At 75.2% G+C, this 18,095-nt stretch carries 14 protein-coding genes and 1 pseudogene; 2 read left to right on the forward strand and 13 right to left on the reverse strand.

Annotated elements, in window-relative coordinates:
• Positions 1–31 precede the first annotated feature (31 nt).
• The 11 genes from ACIRG9_RS29740 to ACIRG9_RS29790 form a co-directional block, all read right to left on the reverse strand.
• A complete protein-coding gene (locus ACIRG9_RS29740) occupies positions 32–2,413 on the reverse strand; it encodes a hypothetical protein (protein ID WP_402863185.1) in 2,382 nt (793 codons plus the stop codon).
• Positions 2,413–3,546, reverse strand: coding sequence for a glycosyltransferase family 4 protein (locus ACIRG9_RS29745; protein WP_402863188.1), 1,134 nt, complete (start codon positions 3,544–3,546; stop codon positions 2,413–2,415). Before ACIRG9_RS29745 ends, ACIRG9_RS29740 begins: the two co-directional genes overlap by 1 nt.
• Before the next feature lie 116 nt (positions 3,547–3,662).
• The gene (gene murJ / locus ACIRG9_RS29750) at positions 3,663–5,351 is read right to left on the reverse strand and encodes a murein biosynthesis integral membrane protein MurJ (RefSeq protein ID WP_402863191.1); all 1,689 of its coding nucleotides are present in this window, start codon (positions 5,349–5,351) and stop codon (positions 3,663–3,665) included.
• Entirely contained in the window at positions 5,351–6,214 is an 864-nt protein-coding gene (locus ACIRG9_RS29755; RefSeq protein WP_402863194.1) for a hypothetical protein, read from the reverse strand. The genes murJ and ACIRG9_RS29755 overlap by 1 nt, the downstream gene beginning before the upstream one ends.
• An 84-nt stretch (positions 6,215–6,298) precedes the next feature.
• The gene (locus ACIRG9_RS29760) at positions 6,299–7,249 is read right to left on the reverse strand and encodes a copper transporter (RefSeq protein WP_402863197.1); all 951 of its coding nucleotides are present in this window, start codon (positions 7,247–7,249) and stop codon (positions 6,299–6,301) included.
• A 27-nt stretch (positions 7,250–7,276) separates the two neighbouring features.
• A complete protein-coding gene (gene steA / locus ACIRG9_RS29765) occupies positions 7,277–8,455 on the reverse strand; it encodes a putative cytokinetic ring protein SteA (RefSeq protein WP_402863200.1) in 1,179 nt (392 codons plus the stop codon).
• A gap of 118 nt (positions 8,456–8,573) precedes the next feature.
• Positions 8,574–10,331 (reverse strand): DNA repair protein RecN, encoded by a 1,758-nt coding sequence (recN, locus tag ACIRG9_RS29770; protein ID WP_402863203.1) that lies wholly within the window; start codon positions 10,329–10,331, stop codon positions 8,574–8,576.
• A gap of 702 nt (positions 10,332–11,033) precedes the next feature.
• Entirely contained in the window at positions 11,034–11,918 is an 885-nt protein-coding gene (locus tag ACIRG9_RS29775; protein WP_402863206.1) for an NAD kinase, read from the reverse strand.
• On the reverse strand, positions 11,915–12,775 hold the full coding sequence (locus tag ACIRG9_RS29780) for a TlyA family RNA methyltransferase (protein ID WP_402863209.1): 861 nt from the start codon (positions 12,773–12,775) through the stop codon (positions 11,915–11,917). The genes ACIRG9_RS29775 and ACIRG9_RS29780 overlap by 4 nt, the downstream gene beginning before the upstream one ends.
• 22 nt (positions 12,776–12,797) lie before the next feature.
• A complete protein-coding gene (locus ACIRG9_RS29785) occupies positions 12,798–13,061 on the reverse strand; it encodes a hypothetical protein (protein ID WP_402863212.1) in 264 nt (87 codons plus the stop codon).
• Positions 13,058–13,585, reverse strand: a complete 528-nt coding sequence (locus ACIRG9_RS29790; protein WP_402863215.1) for a phasin family protein — start codon at positions 13,583–13,585, stop codon at positions 13,058–13,060. The genes ACIRG9_RS29785 and ACIRG9_RS29790 overlap by 4 nt, the downstream gene beginning before the upstream one ends.
• A 111-nt stretch (positions 13,586–13,696) precedes the next feature.
• Between ACIRG9_RS29790 and ACIRG9_RS29795 the strand changes: the two genes are divergently transcribed.
• Positions 13,697–14,032: an alkyl sulfatase C-terminal domain-containing protein gene (locus ACIRG9_RS29795; protein ID WP_402863218.1), complete on the forward strand. Its 336-nt coding sequence runs from the start codon at positions 13,697–13,699 to the stop codon at positions 14,030–14,032.
• 15 nt (positions 14,033–14,047) lie between these two features.
• On the opposite strand, the gene ACIRG9_RS29800 is transcribed toward ACIRG9_RS29795, so the two are convergent.
• Both ACIRG9_RS29800 and ACIRG9_RS29805 read right to left on the reverse strand, forming a co-directional pair.
• Positions 14,048–15,067 carry an HAD-IIA family hydrolase gene (locus tag ACIRG9_RS29800; protein WP_402863221.1) on the reverse strand — a complete coding sequence of 340 codons (1,020 nt, stop codon included), beginning with the start codon at positions 15,065–15,067 and terminating at the stop codon, positions 14,048–14,050.
• 409 nt (positions 15,068–15,476) lie between these two features.
• Positions 15,477–16,173, reverse strand: a pseudogene (locus tag ACIRG9_RS29805) (tol-pal system YbgF family protein); the annotation flags it as partial.
• Here ACIRG9_RS29805 and ACIRG9_RS29810 point away from each other — a divergent pair.
• Positions 16,150–17,922: a hypothetical protein gene (locus ACIRG9_RS29810; RefSeq protein WP_402863224.1), complete on the forward strand. Its 1,773-nt coding sequence runs from the start codon at positions 16,150–16,152 to the stop codon at positions 17,920–17,922. The pseudogene ACIRG9_RS29805 and the gene ACIRG9_RS29810 overlap by 24 nt on opposite strands.
• The last annotated feature ends 173 nt before the right edge of the window (positions 17,923–18,095 follow it).

The following is an 18,095-nucleotide window of genomic DNA, read 5'->3' on the forward strand; positions in this document are numbered from 1 at the left end:
CGCCGTCGGCGCACGTGAAACCGGGTTCGGCTCAGGTGGAGGGCACCACGGTCGATGCCGGATCGCCCTGGACGGGCACCCGCGCCGGACCGCCGGCCGCCACGGAATCGGCCGCCTCCGTCCCGGACCGGGCGTCCGGGCAGCCGTCCTCGGCCCCCGTCGTCCCGTCCGGTGCGCCGGGCGGACCGGCGTCGCCGGAGGGCTGCCCGGCGGCTCCCGGATCGGCGTCGCCGGGCATCCGGCCACCACCCGGACGGCCGCCACCACTCGGTCCACCGGCCGTACCGGAGCCGGCCTCGGTGCCGGGCCGCCCGCCCGGCTGGGTGCGGTCGGTGGCATGGTCGAGCACCCGCAGCGCGGCGAGCGCCGCCATCGGCACCACCAGGGCCGCCGCCGCACCGGCCACGTCCAGCGCCACGCCACCCAGCAGCCCGCCGATGCCGACGGCCACCCCGGTGCCGGCCATCGCCGCCCGGATCGCCGGGTAGATGCCGAACAGCCGCATCAGGCCGCCCCAGGGCTGGAGCAGAGCAAGCCAGACCAGCGCGGCGCCGGCCACCGCCAGCACGGTCAGCGGGCTGCTGACCAGGGTCTCGACGTTGGCGGTGCTCGAACGGTGCACGGCCAGCCCGCCGGTACCGTCGCCGAACGCGGCCAGGAACCGGCCCACCGCGCCCCGCTCGGCCTCGGGCCGGCGCAGGTCGATCATGGCGAAACCGATCGTGAGCGCCAGCCCGGCCATGGTGGCCCAGGCCAGCCGGCTCATCGTCAGCCAGCCGCCGGTGCAGATCGCCGCGGCCACGCTCACCCCCGCGGTGAGCGCGATCGCGCCGGTCGAGTCCGCCCCGAGGTAGGGGCTGCCGACGACCACCACAGCGGCGCTGCCGACCCCCACCATGACCATGGGACGCCAGGCCCGCGGGGCCCGCTGAGCCAGCCAGCCGCCGCAGAGCAGCGAGCCGGCGATGAACACCCCCAGGCCGACGGTGCCGAGGCCCGCGTACCGGTCGCCCTCCAGGGCGGAGTAGCCGACCACGCTGTTGAGCTGCAGCCGGGAGCCGGTGAGCACGTCAACGCCGACCACCAGGGTGGCCAGCCCGGCCACCGCGCCGAGCGGGCCGAGGGTGCGATCGTGTCCGGGGCTGAACCGGACGAGAGCCGTGCCCCCGACGATCAGCGCAACCGTCACCAGCGAGAACCACCACGCGGCGTGCTGGCCGCGCCACCACGGCGCGGCATCGGTGAGCAGGGCGGCCGGGACGGCGAGCGCGGCGGCGATCAACAGCAGCTCCACGGCCGCCACCACCCGCCGGGACACCGGCTCGGGCCCGTGCGGACCGGCATGCCGGCGGGCCCGGCGCAGCAGCGGCAGGACCGCCACGGAAAGGGCCAGCTGGACGGTGGCGAGCAAGCCCAGGAACCAGCCGGCGACCGGCCGCTGCGCACCGGCCTCGCGGTCCGCGTCGGCCGGCTCGTCGATCGCGGTACGCAGGTCGGCCGGGCGGCCACCGACCGGTACCGCGGCGCGACCCAGGAAGAGCCGCTCCGGCATCGGCCGGCCCAGCGCGGCGAGGGCGGTGGGGGCCAGGTCGACCAGTTGCAGGTAGCCCCGACGATCGGTGCTCGACGAGGTCAGCCAGCCCTGTTCCCAGCCCGGGCCGTTGGCAACGGCCACGTGCAGCCGGGACGACGTGTCGGTGTCGGAGACGCCGGCGAGCAGGACCAGCGAGCGGGGCGGCCGGGCGGCGAGCACCCGGGCGAGCTGGGCGTCGGCCTGCCGGGCCTGGGCGGTCCGGGTCGCCTGGTCCGCGCCGTCGACGGTGCCCAGGTCGACGATGCTCAGCACGCACGAGCCGAGCAGCTCGGCCGGATCGGCGGGGAGCGCCGGCGCGTACCGGTCGACCCGGCCGAACGGGCGGGCGGCGGCCACCGCGGCGCCCGGCCCGATCGCCACCGAGCAGCGCACCGACTCCGACAGGGCCCCTGGGGTGGTGCCCCAGGCGAGCTTGTCCTGGTTGTACGCGACGACGCTCTCCTGGTCGGGCAGGTTGGCGCCGATCCGGTCCGGCCGCTCGACGGTCACCCCGGTGGCCGGGCAGCCGTTGCTCTCCCGGCTGCCGTTCCAGGCGGCGAAGTTACCGGCGCCGAGCGTGAGCCAGCCGTCGACCGGGCAGGTGGGCCGGTGCGCGGAGCGAGCCGCCAGGGAGCCGATGGAGCCTTCCTCGGCCATCCGCCACAACGTCGGGGTGGTCTCCGGGTCCACGTCGTCCCAGCGCAGCCCGGCCACGCCGGCCAGCACCACGAAGTCGGCGCCGCGTTCGGGGTCGCCCCGGTCGGGGCGGGCGGCCAGCGCGGTGATGCCCAGGGCCACCACGACCAGGGTCAACAGCACCGGAGTCAGTCTGCGCAGCATTACCGGTTCCCCGTCGACGGCTCGGGCACCAGCTCGGCGTAGAGCGCGGCCAGGGCGGCCACGGTGTCCGCCTCAGTCGGCCAGGTCGCCGCCCGGGCGGCACCCCGGCGGGCCAGGTCCGCCCGGCGGGCCTCGTCGTCGAGCAGGTCACGGACCGTCGCGTCGACCGCGTCCACGTCGCCGGCGGGGATCAGCACCGCGGCGTCGCCGACCAGCTCCGGCAGGCCGCCCACCGCGGTCGTCACCAGCGGCACGCCGGCGTGCAGCGCCTCCTGGGCGAAGAGCTGGCGGGCCTCCCAGTCGCTGGTCACCACGGCCAGGTCGGCGCCGGCCAGCAGGTCGGCCACGTCGGTCCGGTGCCCGAGCAGGGTCACCGGCGCCCGGGCGGCCGAGATCCGTGCGGCGAGTTGAAGGTACGCGGGCCCGCTGCCGGCGATCAGCACCAGCGGCGCCGGCGTCCGGGTACGCCACCGGGCGGCCGCGTCGACCAGGATGTCGTACCGCTTCTGCGGGTGCAGGCGGCCCACGGAGAGGATCAGCGGCCGGTCGGAGTCGACCCCGAACTCGGCTCGGACGGCGGCCCGGCGGCGGCGCGGCGCGGGCAGCTTCGGCGCGGCGACCGGGGCGAGGCGGGCGTCGGCCGCGCCCAGCGCGGCGGCCCGCTCCACCAGATCGTCGGAGGCGCCCAGCGCCACCCGGACACCGCGGGCGACGATCCGCTCGACCAGCCGGGACAGCCCCCCGCGCAGCCCTCCGGCGAGGACGGCGTTGTGCCATGTGACCACCAGCGGCGCGGCCGGCCGGGCGAGGACGGCGACCAGGCCGGCCCGCAGGCCGTGCGCGTGCACGACGTCGACCCCGGTGACGGCGAGCGCCCGGCGCAGCCCGGCGACGGCGCGGGCATCGCCCGGCGTGGGGCTGGCCGGGATCTCCACCGGCGCGAACCGGGCACCCACCCCGGTGAAGTCGAACTGCTCCTGGGTCGCGGCCGGACCGCACACCACCACGGACGTTCCGGCGGCGGTCAGCCCACGGGCCACCGATCGGACATGCTGCCCTACCCCGCCGGTGCTGGAGGCGAGCACCAGCGCCACCGTGCCGGGCCAGCGCCGTGCCGACGAGGCGTCCGTCATTGCCTACCTTTCGTTCGCGACTGCGGGGCTCGCAAACCCGACTCACTCCTCGCGCTCACCGGGCCCACCTTCCGTTCGCGACTGCGGGGCTCGCAAACCCGACTCACTCCTCGCGCTCACCGGGTTACAGTCTCCTTCCCGTCGCCCCGGTCCGGGGGACGCTGCGCCTCCTGCGTGTTGGCGGCGGCGGGCGGTCGTCGCCGCCGGAGCCGGCGGGTCACGGCCGCGAGCAGCGGCCGGACGTCCCGTGCGTCGGTCAGCCAGGCTAAGGCGAAGAAGAGGACGGCGACCACGGCCCCGGACAGCATGCCCTCCACGAGCGCCGTCGGCACCGTCGGGGTCCAGAGGTCGGCGAGCCAGCGGGAGACAACCACCCCGCCGAGCCCGGCGACCGCGGCGGCGAGCAGGCCGGCGGCCCCGGCCCGGCCGACACCGGTCAGGGCGGCCCCGCCGGCGGAACGGAGCACGGCGGCGATCAGCAGCCCACCGAGGAGCAGCATGCCCCCGGAGGTGGCCAGGGCAACCGCCAGCACCCGGTCGGCCAGCGGCATCAGATGGCCGAGCAGGAACACCAACGCCGGCACGGTCAGCCAGCCCACGGCCGTGGCGACGGTCGCCGACCGGGTCTCGCCACGGGCGTACAGGGCTCGGGTGAGCACGGCGAAGAGGCCGTAGCCGAGCAGGCCGGGAGCGAAGCCGGCGATGGCTGCGGTGGCGGTGCGGGCGGCCTCCGGCGACTCGAAGAAGAAGTGCCCGACCGGGACCGCGGTGCCGACCAGCGCCGCCGCCCCGAGCAGGCTGAACAGCACCACCCCGCGTACCGTCGGGGCCAGGGTCGCCCGGTAGGTCCGCTCGTCGCCGGCCGCCCGGGCCGCCGCCAGCGTCGGGTACGCGGCCACGGCGAGCGGCACGGCCAGCACCGCCCAGGGCAGGAAGTAGATGGTCTGCGCGATGTTGTAGACGCCCGGGCTGGCCGCCGACCCGAAGGAGACCTGCCGGAGGGCCACGCTCAGGGCGACCTGCTGCGTGGCCACGGTCACCACTCCGGCGACGGCCAGGCCGCCGACCCGGGCCCGGGCCTCGGCGGGGAACCGGAAGCCCGGCCGCAGCGGCAGCCGCAGCCGGCGCAGCGGGATGAGCAGGGAGAGCGAGAGCACCACCACGCCGAGCGTGGTGCCGCCGGAGAGCAGCAGCTCACCGGCGGGGCTGACCCGGGCGACGGTGGCCAGCCGCCCCTCGGCGGCGGTAAAACCGAGGTAGACCCCGATGACGGTGACGCTGGACAGCAACGGGGCGATCACCGGCCAGGCGAACCGCCGGTGCGCCTGGAGCACCCCGGTGAGCACGATGCCGACGCCGTACAGCGGAAGCTGAGGGGCGAACAGCCGCAGCATCCGCGCCCCGACCTGCTGTTGAGCCTCGGTGAGGCCGGTCCCCTGCAACGAGACCAGCGGGTCGGCGAGCAGCGCGACCAGCACGGCGAGGGGCACCAGCAGGGCGAGCACCCAGGTGAGCAGGGCCCCGGTGGTGGCGGCCACGGCACGCCGGTCGCCCCGGTCGGCCTCGGCCGCCAGCAGCGGTACGACGAGACTCGCCAGGGCCCCACCGGCGACGATCTCGAAGATGAAGTTCGGGACGTTGTTCGCCACCAGGTACGCGCCGCCGAGGTCGGTCTGGGCGAGCGACCAGGTGAAGAGGGCGGCACGGCCGAAGCCGGCGAGCCGGCTGACCACGGTGAGGACGGCGATGAGCGCGGCGGCTCCGGCCAGCCGGCCCGCGCCGGCGAGGGGTGCCGGTTTAGTCACTAGTCCGCGAGCCGGCCCAGCTCGTCGAGTTCCCGCAGCCCCGGGGTCCGCTGGATGACCTGGGTGAAGCTGACCTTCTCGCTGGCAGCGGTGAGCGCGGCGAGCACGGCGAGCACGCCCGCCCGGCCGAGCGGGCCGGTCCGCGCGGCCAGGCTCACCCCGAGCAGCGCGCCGAGCGCGTTGGCGCCGCTGTCGCCGAGCATCACCCGCTCGTCGAGGTCATCGCGGACCAGCCCGGCCGCGGCGCCGATCGCGCCGGCGGCGATCCCCCCGGTCGGGCCGGTGGAGAGCGGCCCGCCGAGCAGCATGCCCGCCTTCAGCGCCCGGCCGGGGCGCAGGTCGAGCAGGTTGACCAGGTTGGCGGTGCCGGCCACCACGCCGGCGCCGAGCAGCACGTCGAGCCCACGACCGAAGGCACCGGCCCGCTGCCGGCGGGGGTGGGCGGCGACCCGGCGGTCGGCGGAGAGCAGCGCGGCGGCGCCGAGGCCGGCCGCGCCGACCCCGACGATCTTGACCAGGCCGGCGGTGACCCGCCCCTCGCGCAGCGCGGCGAGGTGCCCGGCGAACCCCTTGGCGGTCTTCTGCTCGGGGCGCGCGCCGACAACGTCGTCGTACAGCCCGACCGTGCCGGCGCCCACTCCGGCGAGCAGTGCGGCGGCACCGGCGGGGGCGCTGCCGGCGGCGAGGGCGCCCGCGGTGGCGGCCCCGACGGCCAGGGCCGGACCGGCGGCCAGGGTGACCGTACGGCCCCGGAAGTTGGTGCGTTCCAGCGCCGGCGCACCCGGGGAGGTACGCACCTCCCGCAGCACGTAGCGGGCGGCGACCACCCCCGCGCCGACGGCCAGCAGCCGACCCAGTCTCACGCGACCCCTCCGATCCGGATACCGAACGCGATGTGGCGCAGAGCGGGCAGCCCGGCGCTCACGCCGTGGCCCCGCTCCACTCGCTCACTGCGGCAGTCTAGGCACCAGACCGCCCGCGGCGTTGTCGCCGACACCGTACTGGCCGGCCTTCTTCTCCGTCAGCTGCTGCACGAGGGCGAGCGCGGTGACCACCTGCCCCTGCCGGGTGTTGGCGTTGTCGACGGTCGAGATGCTCTGGGACAGCACCGGGTCGCCCCGTACCACGGCGACCACGTTACCGCCGGACGAGCCCATGCCGCCGACCACGATCGCACCGTTGCGGTCGAACTGGTCGGCGATCTTCACCACCGACTCGTCCTTCTTCGCCGAGTCCTTGTCGACGTACGGCTGCCCGGTGACCAGCACGACCGCCTCGGCGGGCCCGGAGATCTTCTCCTGCGCGGTGAGGTAGCCGGCGTTCGAGTACGCCTGCAGCACCGTCCGGCGGTCCGCCTCGGTGACCGGCGGGGTGCCCTGCGGCCGGTCCAGCAGGACGGTGGCCAGCAGCGCGCTGGAGGTCTCCACGCCGTGCCCGTTCCCGGGCAGGCTGGCGGTGGAGACGCTGTTCGGCCGGGAGGCGGTGACGGCCAGCTCCAGCAGGTTGTTGTTGGTGGTGCTGTCCGGGTTGATGAACTTGTCCTGGACGTCGATCTGGCCGGTGACGTTCGCGCCACCAAGCTGGAGCATCTTCACCACGCCCTCGGCGTGCTCCCGACCGCTGGGCAGGTCGATCACCACCACCCGGCGGTTGGTCAACTTGCCGGGAAGGACGACCTGCCCCATTTCGGCGGCGAAGTCCTCCTCCGTGTCCAGCTGCTTCTGCATGCTGTTGACCGTCTGGCGCATCTGCTGGTTGTCCTTGCGCAGCCCGTTGACGGTCTCCTTCAGCGAGTCGGCGACCGGCCCGTTGAGGGCGGCCGTGCCGACCACCAGGCCGATCGCCAACGCCAGGAAGACCGCGGTCAGGGACACCACGTGGTAGCGGAAGTTGATCACGCTTGCAGCCTCTTGATCCGTCGGGGGCTAGAAGAGCTGGCCGAGCTGGAACACGAAATTGTCCCACCATTCGGAGACCACGCCCAAATACGCCTTCCCGACGGTGGAGACCGCCACCGCGGAAGCCATCGCGGCCAGCGCCGAGAGGACCAGCAGCAGCAGGGAGGAACCGGAGATGCCCTGCCGGTAGAGCCGGCTCACGCCCTTGGCGTCGACCAGCTTGCCGCCCACCTTCAGCCGGGTCAGGAAGGTCGAGGCCATGCCGCCCCGGCCCTTGTCGAGGAACTCCACCAGGGTGGCGTGGGTGCCGACGGCCACCAGCAGCGAGGCGCCCTTCTCGTCGGCCAGCAGCATGGCCAGGTCCTCGCTGGTGGCCGCGGCCGGGAAGGTCACCGCCGGCACGCCGAGGCCCTCCACCCGGGCCAGGCCCGGCGCCCGCCCGTCCGGGTAGGCGTGCACGATCACCTCGGCGCCGCAGCGCAGCACGTCGTCGGTGACCGAGTCCATGTCACCGATGATCATGTCGGGGGTGTAGCCGGCCTCGACCAGGGCGTCGGCACCGCCGTCCACGCCGATCAGCACCGGCTTGAACTCCCGGATGTAGGGGCGCAGCACGTCCAGGTCGGCCTTGTAGTCGTACCCCCGGACCACGATCAGGCAGTGCCGGCCCTGGACCTGGGTCTGGACCTCCGGCACGCCGACGCCGTCGAGCAGCAGGTCACGTTCCTGCTTGAGGTAGTCCATGGTGTTGGCGGCGAAGGCCTCCAACTGGACCGACAGCCCCTCCCGGGCGTCGGCCATCGCCTTGGCCACCGTCTCGGCGTCCTGCAGGGCACCGTGCGCGACCGGCTCGTCGCCGACATAGACCGTGTTGCCCTCGATCCGCACGACGTCGCCCTCGCGGATCTGCTCGAAGACGCTCTCACCGAGGTCGTCCAGGAGCAGGATGCCGGCGGAGATCAGCACCTCGGGGCCGAGGTTCGGGTAACGCCCGGAGACCGACGGCTTGGCGTTCAGCACGGCGGAGACCCCGACCGCGACCAGCGAGTCGGCCGCCACCCGGTCCAGGTCGACGTGGTCGATGACCGCGATGTCGCCGGGCCGGAGCCGGCCGACCAGACGCTTCGTCCGGCGGTCGAGGCGGGCGGTGCCGAGGACTGAGCCCGGTTCCGCGTTCCGGGTCCGGCGCAACGTGGGTAGACGCATCGTGACCATCCTGGCATGTGAGGCAGGGTTTGCTGTCGCGACATGCCTGAGCAGGGCCGCCTACCCAGGGAAGCACACCGGAGCGCACCCCGGTGTGCTTGCGGTCACAAACCCGAAATCACGGACGCCTTTCCTTGGCCGCCACGGCCAAGAGCTCCTCGGCATGAGCGATACCCAGATCGGAATCCGGCAAACCAGCGAGCATCCGGGCAAGTTCCCGGGCCCGCTCCGTGTCCTCCACCACCCGGACGCCACTGGTGGTCACCGCTCCCCCGGTGTCCTTCGCCACCACCAGGTGGCGGTCGGCGAACGCGGCGACCTGCGGCAGGTGGGTGACCACCAGGACCTGGTGGCTACGGGCCAGCCGGGCCAGCCGCCGGCCGATCTCCACCGCCGCCTGCCCACCGACCCCGGCGTCGACCTCGTCGAAGACCAGGGTGGGCGGACCACCGGACCCGGCGAAGACGACCTCGATGGCAAGCATCACCCGGGACAACTCACCGCCGGAGGCGCCCCGCTGCAACGGCAGCGCGGGGGCACCCGGGTGGGCCAGCAGCCGCAGCTCCACCTCGTCGGCGCCGTCCGGGCCCACCCCGGCCTCGACGCCGTTGACCGGCAGGCTCGGCTCGGCCCGTCCGACCGGGCGCGCCAGCACCGCCACCTCGATCCGGGCGTGCGGCATCGCCAGCCCGGCCAGCTCGACGGTGACCTGCTCGGCGAAGCGGCCCGCGGCCTCCTGCCGGGAGACGGACACCCGCCCGGCCAGCTCGGCCACCTCACCGGCCAGCCGGGACGCCTCCTTGTCCAGCTCGTCGAGCAGCTCGTCGGAGGTGTCCAGATCGGACAGCCGGGTACGCGCCCGCTCGGCCCAGGCGATCACCCCGTCGACATCGTCGGCGTACTTGCGGGTGAGCCCGCGCAGCGCGCCCCGCCGCTCGTAGACGGTCTCCAGGCGGGCCGGGTCGGCGTCCAGCCCGGCGAGGTAGGCCGACAGCTCGGCGGACACGTCGGCGACCAGGGTCGCCGCCTCCTCCAGCCGCCCGGCCAGCTCGCCGAGAGCCGGGTCGGTGCCGGCCTGCGCCTCCAGGGTGCGCCGAGCGGTGCCGAGCAACGCGGTGGCGTCCGGGCTGTCGTCGGCCGCCTCCACCCCGCCGGCCACGCACTGGTGGGCCACCTGGGCCGCCGTACGCAGCCCCTCGGCGTGCTCCAACCGCTGCGCCTCCGCCTTGAGGTCGTCGTCCTCGCCGGGCTGCGGGTCGACCCGGGTGATCTCGTCGAGGCCAAGGCGGAGCAGATCCGCCTCCTGGTTACGCTCGCGGGCGTTGCGCCGCCGATCGGCCAGGTCGTCGACCACCGCCCGCCACCGCGTGTACGCCTCGCGCAGCGCGTCGAGCAACTTCTCGTGCTCGGGGCCGGCGAACCGGTCCAGCGCGGCCCGTTGCTCGGCCGGACGCAACAGGCGGAGCTGGTCGGACTGGCCGTGCACGGCCACCACCTGCTCGCCGACCTCGCCCAGCATCGACACCGGCATGCTCCGGCCACCCAGGTGCGCCCGGGACCGACCCTCCACGGTGACCGTCCGGCTCATCAGCAGCGAACCGTCCTCGTCGGGCTCGCCACCGGCGTCGGTGATCCGGGCGTGCACCGTCCCGGCCACCCGGCCGCGCAGGCGCAGCCGCCCCTCCACCACGGCGCGACCCGGTTCGGCCCGCACCCGGCCGGCGTCCGCCCGGCCACCGAAGAGCAGACCGAGGCCGGTGACCACCATGGTCTTGCCCGCACCGGTCTCTCCGGTGATGACGTTCATCCCGCCGGTCAACGGCAGCGTGGTGTCCTCGATGACGCCCAGTCCGGTGATGCGCAGCTCTTCCAGCACAGCAACCGACATTAGACGCGGCCCCCGACACTTGACCAGCCGACGCGGGCGCCACGGTGACCGCCGTCGCATCCCGTCGTGCCCGCCACGGCCGAGCCGACCACCTCATACGCGGGTCCGGCCCACGACCGGAGGCGGCGGGCGGGATCGGTGGTCCGCCCGGCAGGTGGATGGCCGGGGTGCCGGACGCACGCCTCGCCGCTCGGCTCGTGAGCCGCCGCTTCCTCCGGCAGCGGCTCGTCGACCCGACGACCTGGCCAGGGTCGAATCCCGGCCAGGTTCGGCTCACCGGTCCGCCCGCCGCGGCCGGCCGCGACTCGTCCAGCACCCCGACCGTCGTGGACCCGACCACCCCCTGGCCGGTACCACGACCGCCGGACCGCGCGTCCGGGCGGACACGGGCCTCACCGCCCCGCCCGGACTCCACCTCAGCGCAGCCCGTACGCCCCGGGTGACCGTCGCCACGACGGTGCCGCCGGCCCCGTCGACGGCCCGGGCGACCGCTCCCGCCGCAGGGGCGGAACCGCTGGCCCCGCCCGGTTCCGGGCGTGCCGCGCCGGCCCGACGTGGCACGTCGTCGAGGGAGGCCCCTACCGTAACCCGGTTGCCACTCGGCGCGGGTACACCGAACCGTCGAAACGGGATCGGCCCGACGGCCGCCGGGCCGGTGCCACGGTCGGCCACCGGTCGCTGACCGCGGAGTCAGCGGCGACTGCCGCGCCAGCCCTGCACGGGCAGATCGAACTTGGCCACCAGCCGGTCGGTGAACGGACGCGCCTTGAGCCGCACGATCCGCACCGGCAGCGCCCCCCGCCGCACCGTGACCCGGGCGCCCGGAGGCAGGTCATAGACCCGCCGCCCGTCGCAGCACAGGACCGCGAGGGTGGTGAACGGGTCCACCGTGATCGCGAAGGTGGACGTCGGCGCGGTCACCAACGGGCGACTGAACAGCGCGTGCGCGCTGATCGGCACCAGCAGCAGCGCCTCCACCTCCGGCCAGACCACCGGGCCGCCGCCGGAGAACGCGTACGCGGTGGAGCCGGTCGGGGTCGCGCAGACCACGCCGTCGCAGCCGTACCGGGACAACGGCCGACCGTCCACGTCGACGAGCAGTTCCAGCATCTGGGCGCGCTCGCCCTTCTCGACGCTGATCTCGTTCAACGCCCACGACTCGATCGTCGGGCCGCCGTCCCACTCGGCGGTCACGTCCAGCGTGAGCCGTTCGTCCACCGTGTAGTTACGCCCGACCACGTCGCGTACCGCGCTGTCCAGGTCGTCGATCTCCGCCTCGGCCAGGAAGCCGACCTTGCCGAGGTTGATGCCGAGCAGCGGCGCCTTCGCCGGCCGGGCCAGCTCGGCGGCGCGCAGGAAGGTGCCGTCCCCACCGAGCGCGAAGACGATCTCGGCGCCCTCGGCGGCCTCCGGACCGGTCACCGGCACCACGCCGGGCAGGTCGAGGTCGTCGGCCTCCTCGGCCACCACCCGCACCTCGAAGCCGGCCGCGATCAGGTCCGCCGCCACCGCCCGCGCGTGCTCGGTGCTGCGGCGACGGCCGGTGTGCGTCACCAGCAGAGCGGTCCGGCTCACCCGGGCACCTCCTCATTCGCGGAATCCGGCGCCTCGGCCGGGGACGGGAAGCCCTGCGGGCCGGCGGCCACCACCGCGCGTACCCGCTCCGGGTCCGCGGCGGGCGCGTCCCGGCGTAACCATACGAAGAACTCGACGTTGCCGCTCGGCCCCGGCAACGGGCTGGCGGCGACGTCGGCCAGCCCCAGGCCGAGCTGTGCCGCCGCGGCGGCCACATCGAGCACCGCGTCGGCGCGCAGCTCCGGGTCGCGGACCACCCCGCCCACGCCGACCCGCTCCTTGCCCACCTCGAACTGCGGCTTGACCATCAGCGCCAGGTCGCCGTCCGGCCTCGTGCAGCCGGCCAGCGCCGGCAGCACCAGCCGCAGCGAGATGAACGACAGGTCGGCCACCGTGAGATCGACCGCGCCGCCGATCGCCTCCGGCGTGAGGGTACGCACATTGGTGCGCTCGAAGACGTGCACCCGCACGTCGTTGCGCAGCGACCAGGCCAACTGGCCGTACCCGACGTCGACGGCCACCACCTCGGCGGCGCCGGCGCGCAGCAGCACGTCGGTGAAACCGCCGGTGGAGGCGCCGGCGTCCAGACAGCGCCGGCCGGTGACGCCCAGCCCACCGGACGCGAACGCGGCCAGCGCGCCGGCCAACTTGTGCCCGCCCCGCGAGACGTACTCCGTGGTGGGGTCCTCGCCGGTGACCAGCAGCGGGTCGGCCGGGTCGACCATCGCGGCCACCTTGCGGGCGGGCACTCCGCGCAGCTGGACGCGGCCGGCCTCCACCAGCGCGGCCGCCTGCTCGCGGGAGCGGGCCAGACCGCGACGGACGAGTTCGGCATCCAGCCGGGTACGACGTGCCATGGGTGGTTCTCTCTCCGGTCGGTCAGGTCTGGTCGATGCTGGCCAGGGTCTCGCGCAGCGTCTCGTACGCCGCCTCGTACTGGGCGATCTGGTCCGCCGGGGAGAGCGCCTCAGCATTGATCATGGCGTGCACGGCGGCGTCCACCGCCGGGTGCCGGGCGTCCCCGACGTCCTCGACCGGGGTGGGCGCCGGCCGTGTCCCCGGCGGCGGCCCGGGGCGCGGACCACCCGAGGGCTGACCCGGACGCGGACCGGGCAGCGGCCCGGGGCGGTACGGGCCGGTCACGAGCCGGCACCGCCGGCCTGTTTGCGGCCGGCCGCCTTCTTGGCCGGCGTGGTCGGCGACTCCTCGGCCGCGGTCTGCCGCACCGCCGCGGCGGCCGGCTTCCTCGCGATCGCCTTCTTCGCCACAGCCTTCTTCGCCATTGCCTTGGTGGGGGTGGGCGCCGGCCGGTCCGGCACGGCGGAGACGGGGGCCGCGGCGGCCGGCTCGGCAGGGGTGGGGGCGCCCTTCGCCTCGCGCAGTTGGCGTTCCAGCTCCCGCACCCGGCGGGTCAGTTCGGCGACCTCCTCGGCGGTCGCCAGCCCGACCGCGCCCAGCGCACGGTCCACCTCGAAGCGGACCAGCTTGGTCAGCGCCTCCCGGTTCGCCATGCCGGTGGAGACGAGTTCCTCGGCGAGAGCCTGGAGCTGGGCGGCGGTCGCCCCGCCCTGGCCGACCACGCGCCGCACGGCGTCCTGGGCCTTCTTCCGGGGCGCCTCCGTCAGGCCCATGGCCAGCTCGAGGTAGGCGCGCCACGCGTCCTGCATGCCTGATTCCTTCCGCGGGGCGGGTGTGCAGGTGTCACGCTACCGGGCACCCCGGACAGCCCATTGCGGTACGGTGCCGGGGAACGGCGTGGCGCGTGGTGAGGAGAAGATGTGGCCAGCGTGGACGAGTGCCGGCAGGCGTTGCAGGAGTTGGCCGCCCGGCTGGACCGGCACGCCGATGAGGCGGGTCGCATCGACCTCGACCGCACCCTGGCCTGCCGGATCACCGATCTGGACACCGCGTTCCACGGCCGCCTCCAGGACGGCCGGCTGATCGACCTGACCGACGGCGACAACCCGGACGCCAAGATCGCGCTCCTCACCAGCAGCGACGACCTGGTCGCCCTCGTCCAGGGCCAGCTCGACCTGGCCAGGGCGGTGGCCGGCCGCCGGGTGTCCATCAAGGCGAACCCGTTCGACCTGATGAAGCTGCGCAAGCTGATCTGACCCGCGCGGTCCCGGTCAGCCGGACAGGCCCAGCGCGGCGAGAGCCTCCCGCGCCGCCGGGGACGCCGGCCGCACCGGCGCGTCGGCCTCCGAGGACCAGGCCACCGCGCAGAGCGCGGCGAGGGCGTCGAGGGGGCGTCCCGCGCCGTCGAGGTCCAGCCCCCCATCGGTCGCGGTCACCGACCAGCCACCGGCGTCGGGCGTACCCGGCACCCGCACCACCGCCGCCGGATCGAACAGCCCGGCCAGGTCGATGGAGACGTACGTCGGCCGGCGCGGCTCAGCGGCGGCCAGCAGCTCGGGTACGTCGCTGACGCCGGTGAGCACCAGCAGGCTGTCCAGGCCGGCCCGGCGGGCACCCTCGATGTCGGTGTCCAGGCGGTCGCCGACCACCAGGGTCCGCCCGGCACCGGCCCGACGGGCGGCGGTGGCGAACAGGGCCGGCTCCGGCTTGCCCACGACCACGTCCGGATCCCGTCCCAGCGCGGTACGCAGCACCGCGACCAGGGAGCCGTTGCCCGGCAGCGGGCCACGCGGGCTCGGCAGGGTCCGGTCGGTGTTCGTCGCGTACCAGGGCGCACCCGCCCGCACCGCGAGCGAAGCCTCGGCCAGATCGACCCAGCCGACCTGCGGGCCGTAGCCCTGGGCGACGGCGGCGGGCTGTTCGTCGACGGTCGACACCGGGCGCAGCCCGACGGCGCGTAGCTCCGCCCGCAGCGCCTCCGCCCCGACGACCAGCACCGGCGCGCCGGCCGGCAGCCGGTCACGCAGCAGCTCGGCGGTTGCGGCGGCCGAGGTGAGCACCTCCTCCGGCCGCGCCGGTACGCCCATGCCGGTGAGCAGGTCGGCCACCTCGCTGGAGCGACGCGAGGCGTTGTTGGTCGCGTACGCGACCGCCCGGCCCTCGGCGTGCAGCCGGCCGACCGCCTCGACCGCGCCGGGGATCGGCCGGTCGATCAGGTAGATCACCCCGTCGAGGTCGAAGACGACCAGGGTGTACCCGTCGACCAGCCGTTCCCCGGCGCTCGAGGTCACCGACGGTCCACCTCCGCGTCGCGGTCCGGCGCCGCGTCGCGGTCCACGGCGGACGGGGCGTCGCTCCGCTCCCGCGTGACGTCCGAGGCTCCTGCCGACGCCGAGGCCTCCGCCCCGTCGGCGAGCGACGACGCCTCGGCGTCGGTCAGCTCGTCGTCGCCGAGGTCCGCATCGTCCCGGTCGCGGTACCCGGCCGGTGCGTCATCGCGCTCCTCGGGGTCGGCCGGCTCCTCGCGGCGGCGGTCCTGGGCCAGGGGGCCCGCGTCACCGTCCAGCTCGTCGTCGTCCGCGTCGAAGTCGTCCTCGTCCTCGTCGTCGAGGTCGTCCTCGTCCTCGTCGTCGAGGTCGTCCTCGTCGTCGTCGAACCCGTCCACGTCCCCGTCGAGGTCGTCGTCCTCGTCGAAGTCGTCCTCGTCGTCGGGCTGGTCGCCGCCGGCGAGGTCGGCGTCGGGTTCGGCGGGAACGGCACCGGGAGCACCCGGGTCGGCCGCGAGCTCCTCGTCCTCCTCGTCGTCGCCCTCGATGACCACGCCGTCGAGTTCGAGCAGCCGCTCGGCGGCATCGGTCTCGCCCTCGGCATCCACGTCGGTGGCCCGGGAGAACCACTCCCGTGCCTCCTCGCGCCGGCCCACGGCCAGCAGCGCGTCCGCGTACGCGTAGCGCAGTCGCGCCGCCCACGACTCCGGCGAGTCGTTGGTCAGCTCGGGCACCTGCAGCATGGCCACGGCCGCGTCCTTCTGCCCGAGGTCGCCCCGCGCCCCCGCGGCGACGATCAGCAGCTCGATCGCGACGGCCTGGTCGAGCTTCTCCCGCTCCGCACCACGGAACAGGTCGACCGCCCGCTCCGGGCGGCCCAACGCCCGCTCGCAGTCGGCCAGCACCGCCAGGTGGCTCTGCAACCCGGTCATCCGGTGGTACGTCCGCAGCTCGGCGATGGCGGTCTGCCACTCTCCGGCGTGGTACGCGGCCAGCCCGACCGCCTCCCGCACCGCGGCGATCCGCGAGGCGAGCCGGCGGGCGGCCAGCGCGTGCGCGAGCGCCTCGGCCGGATCGTCATCGATCAGCAGGCCGGTCGCGACCAGGTGCCGGGCGACGCTCTCCGCCACCGGCTTGGCCAGCGACAGCAGCTCGGCCCGGACGGTGGAATCGAGGTCGCTGGCGACTACGTCGTCGGGCAGCGCCGGCGCGACGGCCCGTTCGGCCTCGCGTCCCTCGACACGTTCCCGGTCGTCGCGGCGCTCCCGCTGCGGACCGGAACCGCCCGGCCGGCGGTCGCCGTAGCCCCGGCGCTCACCGTCCCGCTCGGTACGCTCCCGGCCACCCCGGAAACCACCCTCACGATCGTCCCGGCGGAAACCGCCCTCGCGGTCGCCACCACGGAAACCGCCCTCGCGGCGCTCGCCGCCACGGGCACCGCCCTCGCGGTCACCGCCACGGAAGCCGCCCTCACGGCGATCACCGCCGCGGAAGCCACCCTCGCGGCGCTCGCCGCTCCGGAAGCCGCCCTCACGGCGCTCGCCGCTCCGGAAGCCGCCCTCGCGGCGGTCACCGCCACGGGTGCCGCCCTCACGGTCGTCCCGGCGGAAGCCGCCTTCCCGGCGCTCGCCACCGCCAGAGCCACCCTCACGCGGACCCGACCGGAAGCCACCCTCGCGGTCGCCACCACGGAAACCGCCCTCGCGGCGCTCGCCGCCCCGGAAGCCGCCCTCACGGCGCTCGCCGCCACGGAAGCCACCCTCGCGGTCGCCCCCACGGAAACCGCCCTCACGGTCACCGCCACGGAAGCCACCCTCACGGCGGTCACCGCCACGGAAACCGCCCTCACGGTCGCCACCACGGAAGCCACCCTCACGGCGGTCACCGCCACGGAAACCGCCCTCACGGTCACCGCCACGGAAACCGCCCTCACGGCGGTCACCGCCACGGAAGCCACCCTCACGGCGGTCGCCACCGCGGGTGCCGCCCTCACGGTCGTCCCGGCGGAAGCCGCCTTCCCGGCGCTCGCCACCGCCAGAGCCACCCTCACGCCGCTCCTCGCGGCGGAAGCCACCCTCACGCGGACCCGACCGGAAGCCACCCTCACGGTCGCCACCACGGAAACCGCCCTCACGGCGCTCGCCGCCACGGGCACCGCCCTCGCGGTCACCGCCACGGAAGCCACCCTCACGGCGATCACCGCCACGGAAGCCACCCTCACGGCGCTCGCCGCTCCGGAAGCCGCCCTCGCGGCGGTCACCGCCACGGGTGCCGCCCTCACGGTCGTCCCGGCGGAAGCCGCCTTCCCGGCGCTCGCCACCGCCAGAGCCACCCTCACGCCGCTCCTCGCGGCGGAAGCCACCCTCACGCGGACCCGACCGGAAGCCACCCTCGCGGTCGCCACCACGGAAACCGCCCTCGCGGCGCTCGCCGCCACGGGCACCGCCCTCGCGGTCACCGCCACGGAAGCCACCTTCACGGCGGTCACCGCTGCGCGCGCTGCCCTCGCGGTCGTCCCGGCGGTCGCCACCACGGAAGCCGGGGCCACCCGCGCGGGATCCGCCGTCGCGGGTGTCGTTCCCGCGGAAGCCACCCTCGCGGCGGTCGCCGCCCCGGAAGCCGCCCTCACGGTCGTCCCGACGGAAGCCGCCGTCCCGTGGGCCGGCGCGGAAACCAGAATCACGGCGCTCGCCGCCCCGGAAACCGCCGTCGCGGGAATCCGACCGGAAGCCACCCTCGCGGCGGTCGCCGCCGCGCGAACGGTCGTCGCGGCCGCCCCGGTACGAGGGACGGTCGTCGCGGCGGGCGTCGTCGCGCCCCTGCCCACGCTCGGCGCGGTCCTCGTAACGACGTGGGCGATCCTCGCCCTGCGGTCCTGAACTCACGGGTACATCCTTCCTGAATGCGTCGCCAGAGACGCTAACGCAGTCAAGGGCCGACCCTGCTGGGGCGGCCCTTGACTGGAAAGATTGTCCGGCGGTGTCCTACTCTCCCACACCCTCCCGAGTGCAGTACCATCGGCGCTGGAGGGCTTAGCTTCCGGGTTCGGAAT

The organism is Micromonospora sp. NPDC093277 (genome assembly GCF_044765245.1).
In the GTDB taxonomy this organism is placed as follows: domain Bacteria; phylum Actinomycetota; class Actinomycetes; order Mycobacteriales; family Micromonosporaceae; genus Micromonospora.

Bases quoted from the DNA above. Each gene is read 5' to 3' on its own strand.
- ACIRG9_RS29790 (WP_402863215.1), bottom strand. From the start codon at position 13,585: ATGCAGGACGCGTGGCGCGCCTACCTCGAGCTGGCCATGGGCCTGACG.
- ACIRG9_RS29780 (WP_402863209.1), bottom strand. From the start codon at position 12,775: ATGGCACGTCGTACCCGGCTGGATGCCGAACTCGTCCGTCGCGGTCTG.
- ACIRG9_RS29740 (WP_402863185.1), bottom strand. From the start codon at position 2,413: ATGCTGCGCAGACTGACTCCGGTGCTGTTGACCCTGGTCGTGGTGGCC.
- steA (WP_402863200.1), bottom strand. From the start codon at position 8,455: ATGCGTCTACCCACGTTGCGCCGGACCCGGAACGCGGAACCGGGCTCA.
- ACIRG9_RS29745 (WP_402863188.1), bottom strand. From the start codon at position 3,546: ATGACGGACGCCTCGTCGGCACGGCGCTGGCCCGGCACGGTGGCGCTG.